The organism is Rhizobacter sp. OV335, assembly GCF_900142965.1.
In the GTDB taxonomy this organism is placed as follows: domain Bacteria; phylum Pseudomonadota; class Gammaproteobacteria; order Burkholderiales; family Burkholderiaceae_C; genus Rhizobacter.
The window spans coordinates 145,704-160,427 of record NZ_FRCQ01000013.1; the positions used below are offsets into that span (position 1 = coordinate 145,704).

17 protein-coding genes are annotated in these 14,724 nt (G+C 69.9%); 10 read left to right on the forward strand and 7 right to left on the reverse strand.

Annotated features, from left to right (window positions below):
• Positions 1 to 2 precede the first annotated feature (2 nt).
• Both BUE42_RS15690 and BUE42_RS15695 read left to right on the forward strand, forming a co-directional pair.
• On the forward strand, positions 3 to 797 hold the full coding sequence (locus BUE42_RS15690) for an ABC transporter ATP-binding protein (protein ID WP_083614174.1): 795 nt from the start codon (positions 3 to 5) through the stop codon (positions 795 to 797).
• Between the two features lie 269 nt (positions 798 to 1,066).
• On the forward strand, positions 1,067 to 1,510 hold the full coding sequence (locus BUE42_RS15695; RefSeq protein ID WP_073466034.1) for a MarR family winged helix-turn-helix transcriptional regulator: 444 nt from the start codon (positions 1,067 to 1,069) through the stop codon (positions 1,508 to 1,510).
• On the opposite strand, the gene BUE42_RS15700 is transcribed toward BUE42_RS15695, so the two are convergent.
• From BUE42_RS15700 to BUE42_RS15710, 3 genes are all read right to left on the reverse strand, one after another.
• Positions 1,507 to 3,066 carry a GDYXXLXY domain-containing protein gene (locus BUE42_RS15700; protein WP_083614175.1) on the reverse strand — a complete coding sequence of 520 codons (1,560 nt, stop codon included), beginning with the start codon at positions 3,064 to 3,066 and terminating at the stop codon, positions 1,507 to 1,509. The genes BUE42_RS15695 and BUE42_RS15700 overlap by 4 nt on opposite strands.
• The gene (locus BUE42_RS15705; protein ID WP_073466036.1) at positions 3,063 to 3,974 is read right to left on the reverse strand and encodes a DUF2157 domain-containing protein; all 912 of its coding nucleotides are present in this window, start codon (positions 3,972 to 3,974) and stop codon (positions 3,063 to 3,065) included. Before BUE42_RS15705 ends, BUE42_RS15700 begins: the two co-directional genes overlap by 4 nt.
• Before the next feature lie 112 nt (positions 3,975 to 4,086).
• Positions 4,087 to 4,560: a MarR family winged helix-turn-helix transcriptional regulator gene (locus BUE42_RS15710; RefSeq protein ID WP_073466037.1), complete on the reverse strand. Its 474-nt coding sequence runs from the start codon at positions 4,558 to 4,560 to the stop codon at positions 4,087 to 4,089.
• 38 nt (positions 4,561 to 4,598) lie between these two features.
• On the opposite strand from BUE42_RS15710, the gene BUE42_RS15715 reads away from it, so the two are divergent.
• Together BUE42_RS15715 and BUE42_RS15720 are read left to right on the forward strand one after the other, a co-directional pair.
• Positions 4,599 to 5,336 carry a siderophore-interacting protein gene (locus BUE42_RS15715; RefSeq protein WP_073466038.1) on the forward strand — a complete coding sequence of 246 codons (738 nt, stop codon included), beginning with the start codon at positions 4,599 to 4,601 and terminating at the stop codon, positions 5,334 to 5,336.
• An 11-nt stretch (positions 5,337 to 5,347) separates the two neighbouring features.
• The gene (locus tag BUE42_RS15720) at positions 5,348 to 6,010 is read left to right on the forward strand and encodes a class I SAM-dependent methyltransferase (protein WP_073466039.1); all 663 of its coding nucleotides are present in this window, start codon (positions 5,348 to 5,350) and stop codon (positions 6,008 to 6,010) included.
• Positions 6,011 to 6,013: 3 nt separating this feature from the next.
• On the opposite strand, the gene BUE42_RS15725 is transcribed toward BUE42_RS15720, so the two are convergent.
• From BUE42_RS15725 to BUE42_RS15735, 4 genes are read right to left on the reverse strand one after another with little or no spacing between them, the layout of a single operon-like run.
• Positions 6,014 to 7,480, reverse strand: a complete 1,467-nt coding sequence (locus BUE42_RS15725; RefSeq protein WP_073466040.1) for a S9 family peptidase — start codon at positions 7,478 to 7,480, stop codon at positions 6,014 to 6,016.
• Between the two features lie 35 nt (positions 7,481 to 7,515).
• The gene (locus tag BUE42_RS33020) at positions 7,516 to 7,671 is read right to left on the reverse strand and encodes a hypothetical protein (RefSeq protein ID WP_159445427.1); all 156 of its coding nucleotides are present in this window, start codon (positions 7,669 to 7,671) and stop codon (positions 7,516 to 7,518) included.
• Positions 7,653 to 8,003: a hypothetical protein gene (locus tag BUE42_RS15730; RefSeq protein WP_143171526.1), complete on the reverse strand. Its 351-nt coding sequence runs from the start codon at positions 8,001 to 8,003 to the stop codon at positions 7,653 to 7,655. Before BUE42_RS15730 ends, BUE42_RS33020 begins: the two co-directional genes overlap by 19 nt.
• A gap of 26 nt (positions 8,004 to 8,029) precedes the next feature.
• On the reverse strand, positions 8,030 to 9,136 hold the full coding sequence (locus tag BUE42_RS15735) for a 5-methyltetrahydropteroyltriglutamate--homocysteine S-methyltransferase (protein WP_073466042.1): 1,107 nt from the start codon (positions 9,134 to 9,136) through the stop codon (positions 8,030 to 8,032).
• Positions 9,137 to 9,292: 156 nt separating this feature from the next.
• Between BUE42_RS15735 and BUE42_RS15740 the strand changes: the two genes are divergently transcribed.
• The 6 genes from BUE42_RS15740 (at position 9,293) to BUE42_RS15765 (ending at position 14,720) form a co-directional block, all read left to right on the forward strand.
• Entirely contained in the window at positions 9,293 to 10,477 is a 1,185-nt protein-coding gene (locus BUE42_RS15740) for an ABC transporter substrate-binding protein (RefSeq protein WP_073466043.1), read from the forward strand.
• Between the two features lie 2 nt (positions 10,478 to 10,479).
• Positions 10,480 to 11,340 carry a branched-chain amino acid ABC transporter permease gene (locus BUE42_RS15745; RefSeq protein WP_073466044.1) on the forward strand — a complete coding sequence of 287 codons (861 nt, stop codon included), beginning with the start codon at positions 10,480 to 10,482 and terminating at the stop codon, positions 11,338 to 11,340.
• On the forward strand, positions 11,337 to 12,308 hold the full coding sequence (locus BUE42_RS15750) for a branched-chain amino acid ABC transporter permease (protein WP_073466045.1): 972 nt from the start codon (positions 11,337 to 11,339) through the stop codon (positions 12,306 to 12,308). Before BUE42_RS15745 ends, BUE42_RS15750 begins: the two co-directional genes overlap by 4 nt.
• A complete protein-coding gene (locus BUE42_RS15755) occupies positions 12,305 to 13,063 on the forward strand; it encodes an ABC transporter ATP-binding protein (RefSeq protein ID WP_073466074.1) in 759 nt (252 codons plus the stop codon). The genes BUE42_RS15750 and BUE42_RS15755 overlap by 4 nt, the downstream gene beginning before the upstream one ends.
• A complete protein-coding gene (locus tag BUE42_RS15760; RefSeq protein WP_073466073.1) occupies positions 13,056 to 13,763 on the forward strand; it encodes an ABC transporter ATP-binding protein in 708 nt (235 codons plus the stop codon). The genes BUE42_RS15755 and BUE42_RS15760 overlap by 8 nt, the downstream gene beginning before the upstream one ends.
• Before the next feature lie 69 nt (positions 13,764 to 13,832).
• A complete protein-coding gene (locus tag BUE42_RS15765; RefSeq protein ID WP_073466046.1) occupies positions 13,833 to 14,720 on the forward strand; it encodes an AraC family transcriptional regulator in 888 nt (295 codons plus the stop codon).
• Positions 14,721 to 14,724: the final 4 nt, after the last annotated feature.

Genomic DNA, 14,724 nt, shown 5'->3' on the forward strand with positions numbered 1-14,724 from the left:
GCATGAGCGACGCGACCCCCACCCCTCCGTTCACCCTGAGCTCGTCGAAGGGTCGGGCTGAGCCTGTCGAAGCCCTCGAAGTCAACGAGCTCCACGCCGGCTACGGCCGCGCCGAAGTGCTGCGCGGCATCCGATTGCAAGCCGCCGCCGGCAGCGTCGTCACCGTGATCGGCCCGAACGGTGCCGGCAAGTCGACGCTGCTGAACGCGCTGATGGGCGTGCTGCCGTCGCGCGGCGCGATCCGCTGGCAAGGCAGTGCGATCGACGCGCTGCCGCTCGAGGCGCGCGTCGACCGCGGCATCGCGCTGGTGCCCGAAACCCGCGCGCTGTTCGGCAGCATGCCGGTCGAGGACAACCTGCGGCTCGGCGCATGGCGCTTGCGCCAACGCGGGCCGCAGGCGGCACGCGACGCGATGGAACGCGTGTTCGCGCTGTTCCCGCGCCTGCAGGAGCGGCGCGGGCAGCTCGCAGGCACGCTGTCAGGCGGCGAGCGGCAGATGCTGGCGGTGGGTCGCGCGCTGATGGGCGAGCCGTCGCTGCTGATGCTCGACGAGCCGAGCCTCGGCCTCGCGCCGCTGGTGGTGCGCGAGATCTTCCGCACCATCGCCGCGTTGCGCGCGACCGGCGTGACGATCCTGCTGGTCGAGCAGAACGCGCGCGCGGCGCTGGAGGTCGCCGACCACGCCTACGTGCTGGAGATGGGCGAGATCGTGCTGCAAGGCCCGGCGGGCGAGCTGGCGCGGGATGCGCGCGTGATCGACACCTACCTCGGCGCGGCGCGGTCTAGGGCCTGTTAACACTACGGGAAGGCTCGCGTGACTCATCAAAAGGGCACCCGCAAGGCGCACGGCGCAGCCCAGGCTTGCTGCCTGGGCAAGCCGTGCAACGCGGCGGGTGCCCTTTTGATGAGATCACCCTGCGGGCCGGTGCCTGCCAAGGCGCTGGGCCGCGTTGCGCCGCTTGCCCGGGCAGAGAGCCCGGGCCGCGCGTCGCGCCTTGCCCAGCGCCTTGGCAGGCACCGGCGCGAGCCTTCCCGTAGTGTTAACAGGCCCTACGGACCCCGCTGATGGCGGAAGCCCTCGACACCTCGCGCCTGGAGCACCTGGTCGGCTATGCGGCGACGCGCGCCTCGGTGCAGCTGAAGCGCTCGTTCGTGCGCCACCTCGGGCCGCTGCAACTGAAGGCGGTGGAGTTCTCGATCCTGGTGCTGGTGGCGGCCAACGAGCGCGTGAACCAGAAACAGCTCGGTCAGGCACTGGACGTGTCGGCGCCGAACATGGCGGTGACGCTGGACCGCATGGTCGAGCGCGGCTGGGTGCTGCGCGAGCGCTGCAGTGACGACCGGCGCTCGCAGCGCATCGCGCTGACGCCGGCGGGGCGCAAGCTGACGACGCGCGCCGAGAAGATCGCCGAGACGATGGAAGACGACGCGCTGCAGGTCTTGTCGTCGCGCGAGCGTGCGACCTTGATCAAGCTGCTGATGCGCGTCGCGGCCGGTGCGGCCGACTAGAGCGGCTTCAACTCGGGCCCGCGCAGCCCGATCAGCAGGGCGCGGCCGTTGTCGTCGATGCGGAACTCGCCGAAGCGCGCCCCGGACCAGCGCTGCGCTTCGCCCTCGCGGAAGAACCATGCATCGGTGACGAGGATCCAGTCGCCGCCCTTCGGCGTCAGCTCGACGCGCAGCTCGTCGGTGGCAAGCGGCGTGCCGTTGTCCAGCCGCAGCAGCGTCAGCACGTTGCGCTCATCGCGCCGGGCGATTGCGTGCGGGCGCTGCGCACGCAGCGGGTCGCCGTCGAGCTGCTGCTGCACGCTGAACGGCATGCGGAAGTTCAGCCGCATGAAGTCGCCCTGCATCAGCGAGCGCGGATCGGCCGGCGCGAGTTCGACGAACACCGGCTGGCCGTGGGCGATCAGCGATTCCTTCTGCCAGATGGCGAAGTTCGCGACGGCCAGCACGGCCACCGCGCAGATCGCGATGCCCCAGCGTTGCAGTCCGGCCGATGCCACGACCGGTGTCGCAGCCTCGCTCGACACGCGCCGCGGCGTGCCCCAACGCGCCAGCAGCGCGAGCACCACGCCGGCCGCCACCATCAGCAAAGCCTTGTGCGCGAGCGGCCACGCCAGTTGGTAGTAGAACGCGCCGATGATCCAGGCCGCGGCCACGCCAGCGGTGGCGGCCAGGCGCCAGCGTCGCGTGGTGATGCACAGCGCGAGCGCCAGCAGCACCGCGCCGAGCGTCGGCATCAACCAGGCCAGCAACGCGAGCACCGCGGCCACGCCGATGAGCCACGGCTGGCGCAGGCCCGGCCAGCGGCGCGCGGCCCACAGCGCGCCGACGATGGCCAAGGTCAGCGAGGCCGCCTGCTGCAGCGCGCCGGTCCAGTGAGGTCCATCGCGATCGAACCCGCGCGCGACGTCGTTGCCGAACTCACCGAGGTTCGCGCCGACCAGGAAGGTCATGCCGGCCCACCAGGCGAGGCCGCACAGCGTCGCGAGCAGCCAGCCGGCGCTGACCGGTTCGACGATGGCGGCGTGCTCCTGCGGGATGCGGCGCACCATCACGTGAGCCGCCAGCCAGGCCGCCGCGCATCCGTGCCACGCGAGCCAGAACACGCCGAGGCGCGTCGCATGCGAGCCGCGCCACGGGTCGATCGCCAGCGCGAGCGCCAGCATCACCGCCGCCAGCGCGCCGAGCAGCGCGCGCAGCCAGTCGGCATGCACCAGCACCGCGGCGGCAAGCGCAACCGCGCCGAGCGCCGCGAAGGCGAGGGCATCCGGTAGATCGCGGAACAGCCCGAAGGCGAGCGCGCCGCCGCCGACGATCAACCCCGGCACCGCGAGTTGCTCGACGAACAGCGGGATCTGCCGCGAATGCAGCACCACCAGCGAACCGGCCAGCACCAGCAGCCCGATCAGGTAGGGGCCCGCGCCGCGCGTGACGAAATCGCCGAACAGCATGCCGACGACGATGATCAGCGGCACGGCCGCGAGCCAGGCGCCCAGCCCGGTCAGCAGCACGACCGGCCACGGGCGGGTCTCGGAAGAGATCGTGAGGGAATCGTTCATGCGTCGGCTCCGCTGGGGGTGCCGGTGCGTGCGTGGCGGCGTGCGAGGCGCATCACGCCCGACACGCTGGCGGCCAGCAGCCCGGCTGCGGACAGGCCCAGCACCAGCATCCGGCTGATCTCGTCGAACGGGCTGCGGCGGTCGAACAGCCAGTGCGTGAGCCCGGCGACGAGCAGCGCGTTCAGCCCGAGGGCCACCGCGCTGAGCCCGTAGATGTCGAACAGGCGCTGGTTGGACAACACCACCGCGGCGACGCCCAGCACTGCCAGCGCCAGCGCGTAGTGCGCGCCGCTGCGGTCGCCGAACACCGCGCTGGCGCCGCTGATGCAGATCATCGCGACCGCGAGCGTCACCGCGGTGCGCTCACCCCATTCACCGCCGCCGGTGAAGCGCTGCCACGCCGGGTGCAGCGCGGCCACCAGCGTGATCGCCGCGCTCCAGCCGATCAGGTGCGCCGGCAGGTCCTGCGGCTCGATGCGCCAGCGGTGGCCGGTGTGCGCGACGATCCACAGCGAGATGCCGCTCATCGCGACCAGCGCGAACGGGGCCCACAGCACGTCGCTGCGCGCGCCCAGGCACAGCGGCAGCGCGAGCGCGGCCCACAGCGCGAACAGCTGCCAGGCATCGGCGCCGGTCTGGTAGGTCTGGCCGAAGAACGCGAACAGGCCGCCGATCGCGAGCAGCGCCAGCAGCCCCAGCGGCGCGCGCAGCGTGGGCCGCCACAGCGCGCCGGCGCACATCACGACCACGCAGGCCTGCAGCAAGGCGAAGCGGCCGGTGCGACCCAGCTCGTCCCAGTTGGCGGCGACCCAGAAGATCAGGCCCAGCCCGCCGAGCGCCGCGGCCAGCACGGCGATGCCCTGCGGCAGGCGCTGCGAGAGCGCGGGGGGTTCATCGTGCAGGTCCATGGCTCCTCCGGGATGTGGGGGCGATGGTAGCGATGTGCCGTGATGCCTGGTGCCGCTGCGTGCACGCAGTGCCGCGGGCCGGCACTGTCGGGAGCGTGTTCCGATACCGCTGTCAGTCCGATGACGCCAGGTTGTCCGTCACCCGCTGCAGCAGCGCCTGCAACTGCCGCTGTTCGGCCGCGCTGAACCCCGACACCGCGCGCGCCGTCAGCTTGCGCGCCTGCTGCTGCAGCGTGCGCAGCACCGCCTGGCCGTCCGCCGTCAGCGACAGCGCGACGCTGCGCCGGTCGGCCGCGTCGGCCTGCGCATCGAGCAGGCCGCGCTCGCGCAGGCCCTTGATCAGCCGGGCCAGCTGCGCCTTGTCGCGCCCGCTGTGCTGCGCCAGGTCGCTCTGCGTCGTGCCGGGGTGGCGGCCGAAGTAGCCGAGCACCTTGCTCTCCATGTGCGTGATGTCGTGCGGCCCGTCGCGCAGCACCTGGTACTGCTGGCCGCGGTATTGGTGCATCACCGTGTGGATCAGCTCCAGCACGTCGTCTTCCACGCGGGCTTTGCCCTGATGGTTGACATTGTCATCTTGTTTGCCCATGATGGGGGATATTGTCAACCATTTCGGAAGCGGCTCCCATGACGGCAGAAACATCCACCCGGCGCGTGCAGCGCATCCAGCATGAGATCAAGAGGCGCGAGCTGCGCATCGTGCGCGTCGAGGCCACCAGCCCCGGCTTCCGGCGCATCGTGGTGGCCGGCGAGCCGATGGCGGGTTTCGTCAGCGCGTCGTTCGACGACCATGTGAAGCTCTTCATCGACACCGGCGATGGCGAACCGGTGCGCCGCGACTACACGCCGCGCCGCCACGATGCAGTTGCGGGCGAGCTGACGCTGGACTTCGCATTGCACGACGACGGCCCGGCGTCCGACTGGGCTGCGCGTGCGAAGCCCGGCGACGCGCTGATGGTGGCCGGCCCGCGCGGCTCCTTCATCATCCCGCTCGACTACGACTGGCACCTGCTGGTCGGTGACGCGAGTGCGCTGCCGGCGATCGAGCGCCGGCTGGAGGAATTGCCGGCCGGCACGCGCGCGATCGTGCTGTTGCAGCTCGATGAAGCAGACCGCCGGCCGCTCGCGAGCGCCGCCGAGCTGCAGGTACAGCATGTCGACAGCGATGACGCGCTGCTCGCCGCGGCGCGCGCACTCACGCTGCCGCCCGGCGAGGGCTACGCCTGGTGCGCCGGCGAGGCCGCGACGATGGCGGCGCTGCGCCGCGTGCTGGTCGACGAGAAGGGCCACGACCGCCACGCGATCCGCGCAGCCGCGTACTGGAAGCGCGGTGTGATCGCGCACCACGAGAACCTCGGCGACTGAAAGGAACTGCCATGTCAAACCGAACCTTGCCGCTCGACGACCACCTGCTCGACTACGTCATCGCCCATTCGGTGCGCGAGCACCCGGCACAGACCGCGCTTCGCGACGCGACGCGGCGCCACCCGCACGCGTCGATGCAGATCTCGCCCGAGCAGGGGCAGTTCATGTCGCTGCTGGTGCGCCTGATCGGCGCGCGCCGCGCGATCGAGATCGGCGTGTTCACCGGCTACAGCGCGTTGACGGTGGCGCTCGCGCTGCCCGATGACGGCCGGCTGCTCGCCTGCGACATCAGCGACGAGTACACCCGCGTCGGCCGGCCGTTCTGGCAGCAGGCGGGCGTGGCGCACAAGATCGACCTGCAGATCGCCCCGGCGTTGCAGACGCTGGATGCGCGGCTCGCGGCGGGCGAGGCCGGGCAGTACGACTTCGCGTTCATCGATGCCGACAAGCGCGGCTACGACGGCTACCTGGAGCGCTGCCTGCAGCTGCTGCGCCCGGGCGGGCTGATCGCGATCGACAACGTGCTGTGGGGCGGCGAGGTGGCGCACCCGGCCGCGGCGGGCACTGACACCGCGGCGCTGCAGGCGCTGAACGACAAGCTGCACCGCGACGAGCGGGTGGATGTGTCGTTGCTGCCGATCGGCGACGGGCTCACGCTCGCGCGCAAGCGCTGACCTTCATCGAGGCGCAGACGTCGCGGCCGAAGCAGGTGCGGCGGACGGGGGGCCGATGTACCGCGCCAGGAATGGCAGGATCGTGTCGTAGATTCGGCGACTGTCTTCCACGTAGAAGCCGTGCCCTGCGCCGAGCAGGGGCTTCCACTCGACGCTCTTGCCTTGGTCCAGCAATGCCGTGCGCATGTACTTGCCGTGGATGATCGGCACGCGCTCGTCGTCGGTTCCGTGGATCAGCAACACCGGCGCCTGGATGCGGTCGGCATGCTTCAGCGGGGAGACGCTGTCGAACTGCGCCTTGTCCTGCTTCACGCTGCCCACCATTTCACGTCTCCAACGACGGGCGTCCCAGTCGCCGTTGGCGTCGGAGCCGTCCGTCCGCATGTTCGCGATGTCGGAGACACCCGCAACGCTGATGCCGCACTTGTAGAGCGCGGGTGTTTTCACGAGGCCCCACAGTGCCGCATAACCGCCATAGCTTCCGCCCATGATGCAGATGCGCTGCGGGTCGACGGCGTGCTGGTCGATCAAGTACTGCACGCCGGCGGTGATGTCGTCCTGCATCGCCAGCCCCCACTGCCTGCGGCCGGCCACCTCGAACTTCTTGCCGAAGCCGCTGGACCCTCGGAACTGGGGTTGGAACACCGCATACCCGTGCGCCGCGAGGATCTGCACTTCCCAGTCGAAGCCCCAACGGTCACGGACGTTCGGTCCGCCATGGATCAGCACGACGAGCGGAGGCAGCGTTCCCGCCGTTGCAGACGGGGCGGGGCGGGTGAGGTAGGCGGGAATGCTCATGCCGTCCGCAGCGGGATAGCGCAAGGTTTCCATCGGCCGCATCGCGGCCGGATCGATCGCCGGATCGCGCTCGGCCACCTGCCACAGTTTTCGTTGTGCGGGGTCCAGCACCAGCCAACGCCCGAGGTCGATGTCGCTGTACGAATACACGAGGATCCGACCCTTGGGGTTGCCCGACAGCACGTTGATGTGATTGGGACGTGCCGCATCGATCGTCGCCTGCAGCCCGGCCCACACGGGGTCGAACCAGATCTGGACCGGCTTCAGGCCCTGAGCGACGACGCCACGGACGCTGGCGTTGCGGTCGATGTCCGGCAGCAGATCCTGGTTTTCGGCACCGACCATCAGATCCACCGTCTGGCGCGTCTTCAAGTCGTAGCGGAAGACGCCCCATGTATCACGGCCATGGCGGGACGAGATGATGAGCGTGTCCTTGTCCTCGAAAGCGAGAGCGTTCCATCGGTCTTCGGTGAGAGGATGGGACTCAAGCAACTGCCAGGGCGCCTTGGCGTCGGGGCGGTACCAGTAGCTGAGGCGGGTGTCGTCCTCCCAGAACGAGCTCTTTCGCGTGATCGCGAAGCGCAAGGCGCCGGTACCGTCATACGACGCCTCGATGAACTCCTCGTCGAGGCCGACGTCCTCACGCGTCGATTTGCCGGTGCGCGGATCCACCGTGTCGAGGTAGCCGCGGTAGCCGTCGCGGCCGGTCAGTACCCTTGCGGCCGGGCCGGCACGCGCATCCAGGCCCAGCCGTCGAACTTGGCAATGACGTTCCCCTGCAGGTCGATCGTGATCGAGCTGCCGTCGGACAAGCCGACGACGAGGAGCCCGTCGCCGATCCACATCACCCGATAGGGTTGCACGACGCGTCGGCCATACACGATGCGCGGTGGGACCAGCAGATCGGCTCCAGCGTCTGCACGTCCAGCACAAACAGTCCCGTGTGCCCGCCGCCGTGGCCGATCGCGGCGAGCCGCTGGCTGTCAGGTGACAGCGACATGCGGCTGAAGGTGTCCGGCGTCGTCATCTTGCTGACCACCGGATCACTGGACTTGTACTCGTCGTCGCCTGCCGTGGCGTGCAGAGCCGCCACGAACAACACCGCGGGCAAGGCCCGGCGCACCGCTTCGCACCATCTCGTCATGTCGTCCCCCGGTCGCGTCGCGACCACCTCCCTGGGGTCGGCATTGTCCACGAGCTCCGATGTACCGCGGCGCTCGATCAGCCCCACACCTCCTGCGCCGTCTCCACCACCAGCCGCAGCTTCGCCCGCTGCGCCTCCACCGCGATGTCGTTGCCGTGCACCGTGCTGCTGAAGCCGCACTGCGGCGACAGGCACAGCTGGTCGAGCGGCACGTACTTCGCGGCCTCGTCGATGCGGCGTTTCAGCTCGTCTTTCGATTCCAGCTCGCCGAGCTTGGTCGTCACCAGCCCCAGCACCACCGTCTTGCCCTTCGGCAGGAAGCGCAGCGGCTTGAAGTCGCCGCTGCGCGCGTCGTCGTACTCCAGGAAGTACGCGTCGACGTCCATCTCCGACAGCAGCGCCTGCGCCACCGGCTCGTAGCCGCCCTGCGCAGCCCAGGTGCTCTTGAAGTTGCCGCGGCACAGGTGCACCGCGAGCGTCATGCCGGGCGGCTTCTGCGCGACCACGCGGTTGATGAAGCCGGCGTAGCGGTGCGGCAGCTCGTCGGGGTCGTCGCCGCGCTGGCGGGCCGCCTCGCGCATCTTGTCGTCGCACAGGTAGGCGAGGTTGGTGTCGTCCATCTGCACGTAGGTCGCGCCGGCGGCGGCCAGCGAGCGCAGCTCGTCGCCATAGGCGTTCGCGACGTCCTGGTAGAACGGCTCCAGGTCCGGGTAGTGCTCGCGGCTGATGCCGGCGCGCCCGCCGCGGAAGTGCAGCATCGTCGGCGACGGGATCGTCACCTTCGGCGTGCGCCGCGTCTGCGATTTCAGGTACTCGAAGTCGGCGCGCTGGATGTCCTTCACGTGGCGCACCTTGTCGATCACGCGCATCACCGGCGGGGCGAGTTCCTCCGTGCCGTCCGGCTTCTTCACCAGCATCGGGATGTCGGTCTTCACGCCGCCCAGCTGCTCCAGGAAATCGATGTGGAAGTAGGTGCGCCGGAACTCGCCGTCGGTGATGCTCTGCAGCCCCACGTCCTCCTGGAAGCGGACGATCTCGGTGATCGCCCGGTCTTCCACCGCGCGCAACTCGGCCGCGTTGATCTCCTTCAACCGGAAGCGCTCGCGAGCCTCCAGCAAGTACTTCGGCCGCAGGAAGCTGCCGACGTGATCGGCACGAAACGGAGCACTGGAACGCGAGGTCATGGACGTCTCCTGTGAGGGTTCACCGCGATGCGCGATGCCCCTGTTTCTGCTGCAATGTTCTTATATAGAACACGGGTGCTGTATGCGAACCAGAATGCTAGCATCCGGCCCCGGATCCGCTGCATCATCCACCGCCTTCTATCCCGGAGACAACGCATGCACAAGCGCACCGCCCTGCGGCACCTCGCTGCGGCGGGGCTGGCCTCGAGCCTGCCCCTGGCTTTCTCGTCGGCCGCCGTGGCCCAGGCCAAGCCGTTCAAGATCGGCTTCATCCTCCCGATGACCGGGCAGTCGGCCTCCACCGGCCGGCAGATCGAGGCGGCCGCGAAGCTGTACCTGGCGCAGAACGGCGCCACGGTGGCCGGCCGCAAGATCGAGCTGATCATCAAGGACGATGGCGGCGTGGCCGACGCGACCCGCCGCATCGCGCAGGAGCTGGTGGTCAGCGACAAGGTCGACGTGCTGGCCGGCTTCGGGCTGACCCCGCTGGCCCTCGCGACGGCGCCGATCGCGACGCAGAGCAAGACGCCGATGGTCGTGACGGCCGCCGCCACGTCGATCGTCACCGAGCAGTCGCCCTACATCGTGCGCACCAGCTTCACGCTGCCGCAGGTCACGCTGGGCATCGCCGAATGGGCGAGCAAGAACCAGATCAAGCGGGCCGTGACGATGGTGGCCGACTACGCGCCGGGCATCGACGCCGAGAAGACCTTCAAGGACCGCTTCAAGCTGAACGGCGGCGAGATCGTCGCCGAGATCCGCTCGCCGCTGCGCAACCCCGATTTCGCGCCCTTCCTGCAGAAGGTGCGCGACGCCAACCCCGATGCGGTGTTCGTTTTCCTGCCGTCCGGCCAGGGCGCGGCGTTCATGAAGCAGTTCGCCGAGCGCGGGCTCGACAAATCGGGCATCCGCCTGATCTGCACCGGCGACGTGACCGATGACGACCAGCTCAACGACATGGGCGACGTCGCGCTCAACATCGTCAGCTCGCACCACTACTCCGCGTCGCACCCGTCGGCGCTCAACAAGAAGTTCGTCGAGGCCTTCCAGGCGGCCAACAAGTTCCGCCCGAACTTCATGGCGGTGGCCGGCTACGACGGCATGCGCGTGATCACGAAGGCGCTCGAAGCCACCAAGGGCGCGGGCGGCGGCGATGCGCTGCTGGCTGCCATGAAGGGCCAGGTCTTCGAGAGCCCGCGCGGGCCGGTGCTGATCGACGCGCAGACGCGCGACATCGTGCAGGACGTCTACATCCGCCGCGTTGCCCGCGTCAACGGCCAGCTCTTCAACGAGGAGTTCGAGGTGCAGAAGGCCGTGAAGGATCCGAACAAGACGAAGTAGGCATGCTGACGCTGCTGTTCGACGGCATCGCCTACGGGATGCTGCTCTTCGTGCTGGCCGTCGGGCTGGCGGTCACGCTCGGGCTGATGAACTTCGTCAACCTGGCGCATGGCGCGTTCGCGATGGCCGGCGGCTACGTCACCGTGCTGTTGATGAACCGCCTCGGCGTGCCCTTCCTCGCGACGCTGCCGGCTGCCTTCATCCTGACCGCGCTGGCCGGCGCGCTGCTCGAACGCACGCTGTACCGGCCGATGTACGCGAAGCCGCACCTCGACCAGGTGCTGTTCTCGATCGGCCTGGTCTTCATGGCGGTCACCGCGGTCGACTGGTTGATCGGCTCGCAGCAGCAGATGATCCAGGTGCCGCCGTGGCTGCAGGGCCGCTTCGACTTCGCCGCGGTCGGCATCGGCAAGTACCGCTTGTTCCTCATCGTGCTGTGCGGCGTGCTGACGATTGCGCTGCAGGCGGTGCTGACGCGCACCCGCTTCGGCAGCCGGCTGCGCGCGGCGGTCGACGACGCGCGCGTCGCGCAGGGGCTGGGCATCAACACCAGCCAGGTGTTCCTGCTGACCTTCGCGGTCGGCTCGGGCCTGGCCGGGCTGGGCGGCGCGCTCGGCGCCGAGGTGCTGGGGCTGGACCCGAGCTTCCCGCTCAAGTTCATGATCTATTTCCTGATCGTCGTCTCGGTCGGCGGCACCACCACCATCACCGGCCCGCTGCTGGCCGCGCTGCTGCTGGGTATCGCCGACGTGTTCGGAAAGTACTACGTGCCCAAGCTCGGCGCCTTCATCGTCTACACGCTGATGATCGTGATCCTCACGCTGCGCCCGCAAGGCCTGTTCGGGCGGGGCGCGACCCGATGAGCTTGCGCGAAGGCGTGCGCGATTCACTGGCCGCCGCTTCGGCCTGGCGCTGGTGGGAGTTCGCGCTCGGGCTGGTCGCGCTGGGTTCCGGCGTGTTCGCCGGCGAGCATGCGCTGCTGCTCAACGAGATCGCGATCCTCGGGCTGTTCGCGATGTCGCTCGACCTGGTGCTGGGCTATGCCGGCATCGTGTCGCTGGGCCATGCGGCGTTCTTCGGCTTCGGCGCCTACGCCGCGGCGTTGTTCGCGAAGCATGTGATGCCGGACCCGCTGGTCGGCCTGGCGGTGGCGATCGTCGCGTCGGCGCTGCTCGGGGCCGTCAGCAGCCTGCTGATCCTGCGCGGCTCCGACCTGACGCGGCTGATGGTGACGCTCGGCGTCGCATCGGTGCTGTACGAGCTCGCGAACAAGCTGGATGGGCTGACCGGCGGCACCGACGGCCTGCAGGGCGTCGTGATGGGGCCGCTGCTCGGGCGCTTCGAGTTCGACCTGTATGGCCGCACCGCGTACGCCTACAGCCTCGCGGTGCTGGTGATCGCGCTGCTGCTCGCGCGGCGCGTCGTGCACTCGCCGTTCGGCGTATCGCTGAAGGCCTTGCGCGACAACCGGCTGCGCGCCACCAGCATCGGCCTGTCGGTGAATGCGCGCCTCGTGGCGGTCTACACCTTCGCGGCGGCACTCGCCGGTGCGGCCGGCGCGCTGCTCGCGCAGACCAGCGGCTTCGCGTCGCTCGACGTGCTCGATTTCCACCGCAGCGCCGACGTGCTGCTGGTGCTGGTGATCGGCGGCACCGGCTACCTGTACGGCGGCATCTTCGGCGCGATCGCGTTCAAGCTGCTGCACGACCTGGTCTCGGCGTGGACGCCGCAGTACTGGCTGTTCTGGCTCGGGCTGTTCCTCGTCGTGCTGATGCTGGTCGGTCGCGATCGCTTCATCCGTCCGTGGACCTGGTGGAGGCCGAAGGCATGAGCGTCGCGCTGGAAACCCGCGGCCTCGTCAAGCGCTTCGGCGGCCTCGCCGCGACGCAGGACGTGTCGTTGACGATCGAGACCGGTGCGCGCCACGCGCTGATCGGCCCGAACGGCGCCGGCAAGACGACGCTGATCAACCTGCTGACCGGCGTGCTCGCGCCGAGCGCCGGCACGATCCTGCTCGACGGGCAGGACATCACCCGCCTCGCGCCGCACCAGCGCGTGCGCCGCGGCTTGGTGCGCACCTTCCAGATCAACCAGCTGTGGAGCGAGCTGACGCCGCTGCAGTCGCTCGCGCTGGCGGTGTCGGCCCAGCGCGGCGCCGCTTCGCGCTGGTGGCAGCCGCTCGGCCGGGCGGACGGCGTGGCCGAGGCCTGCGAGGCGCTGCTGAAGCAGTTCCGGCTCGACGACGTGATGGACCGCCAGGTCTCGGTGCTGCCCTACGGCAAGCGCCGGCTGCTGGAGATCGCGACCGCGCTGGCCTGCAAGCCGCGCGTGCTGCTGCTCGACGAGCCGGTGGCCGGCGTGCCCGAAGGCGAGCGGCAGGAGATCTTCGACGCCATCAATGCGCTGCCGGCCGACGTCTCCATCCTGCTGATCGAGCACGACATGGACCTGGTCTTCAACTTCGCGCGCCGGGTCTCGGTGCTGGTCAGCGGTGCGCTGTTCGCTGAGGGCGACGTGCAGAGCATCTCGAACGACCCGCGGGTCAAGGCGGTGTACCTCGGCCATGGAGACGCCGTCGATGGCTGAGCTGCTGCGCGTCGAAGGGCTGCGCGCCGGCTATGGCGAGGCGGTGGTGGTGCAGGGCGTCGACTTCGCGCTCGACGCCGGCCGCTCGCTTGCGCTGCTCGGACGCAACGGCACCGGCAAGACCACGCTGCTGAACACGCTGGTCGGCGTGACGCGCCGGCACGCCGGCCGCATCGTGCTGGCCGGGCAGGACGTCAGCGCGCTGCCGCCCTACCGCCGCGCCGCGGCCGGCATCGGCTGGGTGCCGCAGGAGCGCAACATCTTCAAGTCGCTGACGGTCGACGAGAACCTGAGCGCGGTCGCGCGGCCCGGGCCGTGGACGCCGGCGCGTGCCTACGAGATGTTCCCGCGGCTGGCCGAGCGGCGCGCCAACCTCGGCCACCAGCTGTCGGGCGGCGAGCAGCAGATGCTGGCGGTGGCACGCGCGCTGGTGCTGAACCCGAAGCTGCTGCTGCTCGACGAGCCGCTCGAAGGGCTGGCGCCGATCATCGTCGACGAGCTGCTGCGCTCGATCGCCCGCGTGGTGCGTGATGAGGGGCTGTCGGCGATCATCGTCGAGCAGAACCCGCGGATGATCCTGCCGATCACGCAGCAGGCGATCGTGCTCGACCGCGGCAGCATCGTGCACCGCGGCGACAGCGCGGCGCTGCTCGCCGATCCACAGCAGCTCGAGGGCTGGCTCGCGGTGTCGCAGCGCTGAACCGAGCAATCCCGGTGGCGCGCGGCGGCGGCCGGCCGCCTACAGTGGCGCGGCCCATCACCTTCGTCCATGCGCCCGCAGTCCGAACTCTCCTACCGCCGCCGCATCAACCGCGTCGTCGCCCATGTGCATGCCCACCTGGCTTCAGACCTGGAGGGCGGCACGCTGGCCGACATCGCCGCGATGTCGCGCTTTCACTTCCACCGCGTGTTCTCCGCGATGACCGGCATGACGCCGGCGCAGTACGTGCTGCGCATGCGCCTCGCTGCCGCCGTCGAGGCGCTGCGCGGTGGCAGCGCGCCGGTCGGGCAGATCGCGCTCGATTGCGGCTTCGATGGCGGCACGAGCTTCGCTCGCGCGCTGCGGCGTGAGTTCGGCCTGTCGCCGAGCGCGGTGCGCACGGCGCTGGTGGACCCGCGCCTGGCGCTGCCGGTGGTGGCATCCCACCGACCCTCCCGGAGAAAGACCATGCTTGAACCGACCTTCCGCGACCTGCCTGAACGCCAGGTGCTGTGCGCCACCGAACGCGGTGCGATCGACAACGACATGAGCGCCGCCGCGCAGCGCGCCTTCGGCCGCCTGCTGCCGGCCATGCAGGCGCTCGGCCTCGGCGAGCGGCAGACAGCGTGCCTCGCGATCTGCCCCGACGAGATCCGGGGCTTCGACGACCCCGATGCGCGCTTCATCGCGGCCATCGCATTCACCGGCCCGGTGCCCGACCTCTCGACCGTGGACCGCATCGACTGCCAGGCGATCCCCGCCGGCCGCTGGGCGGTGTTCCGCCACACCGGGCCGTACGACACGCTGTGGCAGACCTGGCGTGCGATCTACCGCGACTGGGTGCCGTCGTCCGGTCTCGAGCTGCGCGATGCCGCGCCGTTCGAGGACTACGTGAACGATGCGAGCCGGGTGCCGGCCGAAGCGCTGATCACCGACATCCACATCCCGGTTCGCTGACGCG

Bases quoted from the DNA above. Each gene is read 5' to 3' on its own strand.
- BUE42_RS15745 (WP_073466044.1), top strand. From the start codon at position 10,480: ATGCTGACGCTGCTGTTCGACGGCATCGCCTACGGGATGCTGCTCTTC.
- BUE42_RS15735 (WP_073466042.1), bottom strand. From the start codon at position 9,136: ATGACCTCGCGTTCCAGTGCTCCGTTTCGTGCCGATCACGTCGGCAGC.
- BUE42_RS15690 (WP_083614174.1), top strand. From the start codon at position 3: ATGAGCGACGCGACCCCCACCCCTCCGTTCACCCTGAGCTCGTCGAAG.
- BUE42_RS15710 (WP_073466037.1), bottom strand. From the start codon at position 4,560: ATGGGCAAACAAGATGACAATGTCAACCATCAGGGCAAAGCCCGCGTG.
- BUE42_RS15720 (WP_073466039.1), top strand. From the start codon at position 5,348: ATGTCAAACCGAACCTTGCCGCTCGACGACCACCTGCTCGACTACGTC.
- BUE42_RS15765 (WP_073466046.1), top strand. From the start codon at position 13,833: ATGCGCCCGCAGTCCGAACTCTCCTACCGCCGCCGCATCAACCGCGTC.
- BUE42_RS15700 (WP_083614175.1), bottom strand. From the start codon at position 3,066: ATGAACGATTCCCTCACGATCTCTTCCGAGACCCGCCCGTGGCCGGTC.
- BUE42_RS15760 (WP_073466073.1), top strand. From the start codon at position 13,056: ATGGCTGAGCTGCTGCGCGTCGAAGGGCTGCGCGCCGGCTATGGCGAG.
- BUE42_RS15705 (WP_073466036.1), bottom strand. From the start codon at position 3,974: ATGGACCTGCACGATGAACCCCCCGCGCTCTCGCAGCGCCTGCCGCAG.
- BUE42_RS15755 (WP_073466074.1), top strand. From the start codon at position 12,305: ATGAGCGTCGCGCTGGAAACCCGCGGCCTCGTCAAGCGCTTCGGCGGC.
- BUE42_RS15715 (WP_073466038.1), top strand. From the start codon at position 4,599: ATGACGGCAGAAACATCCACCCGGCGCGTGCAGCGCATCCAGCATGAG.
- BUE42_RS15750 (WP_073466045.1), top strand. From the start codon at position 11,337: ATGAGCTTGCGCGAAGGCGTGCGCGATTCACTGGCCGCCGCTTCGGCC.
- BUE42_RS15740 (WP_073466043.1), top strand. From the start codon at position 9,293: ATGCACAAGCGCACCGCCCTGCGGCACCTCGCTGCGGCGGGGCTGGCC.
- BUE42_RS15695 (WP_073466034.1), top strand. From the start codon at position 1,067: ATGGCGGAAGCCCTCGACACCTCGCGCCTGGAGCACCTGGTCGGCTAT.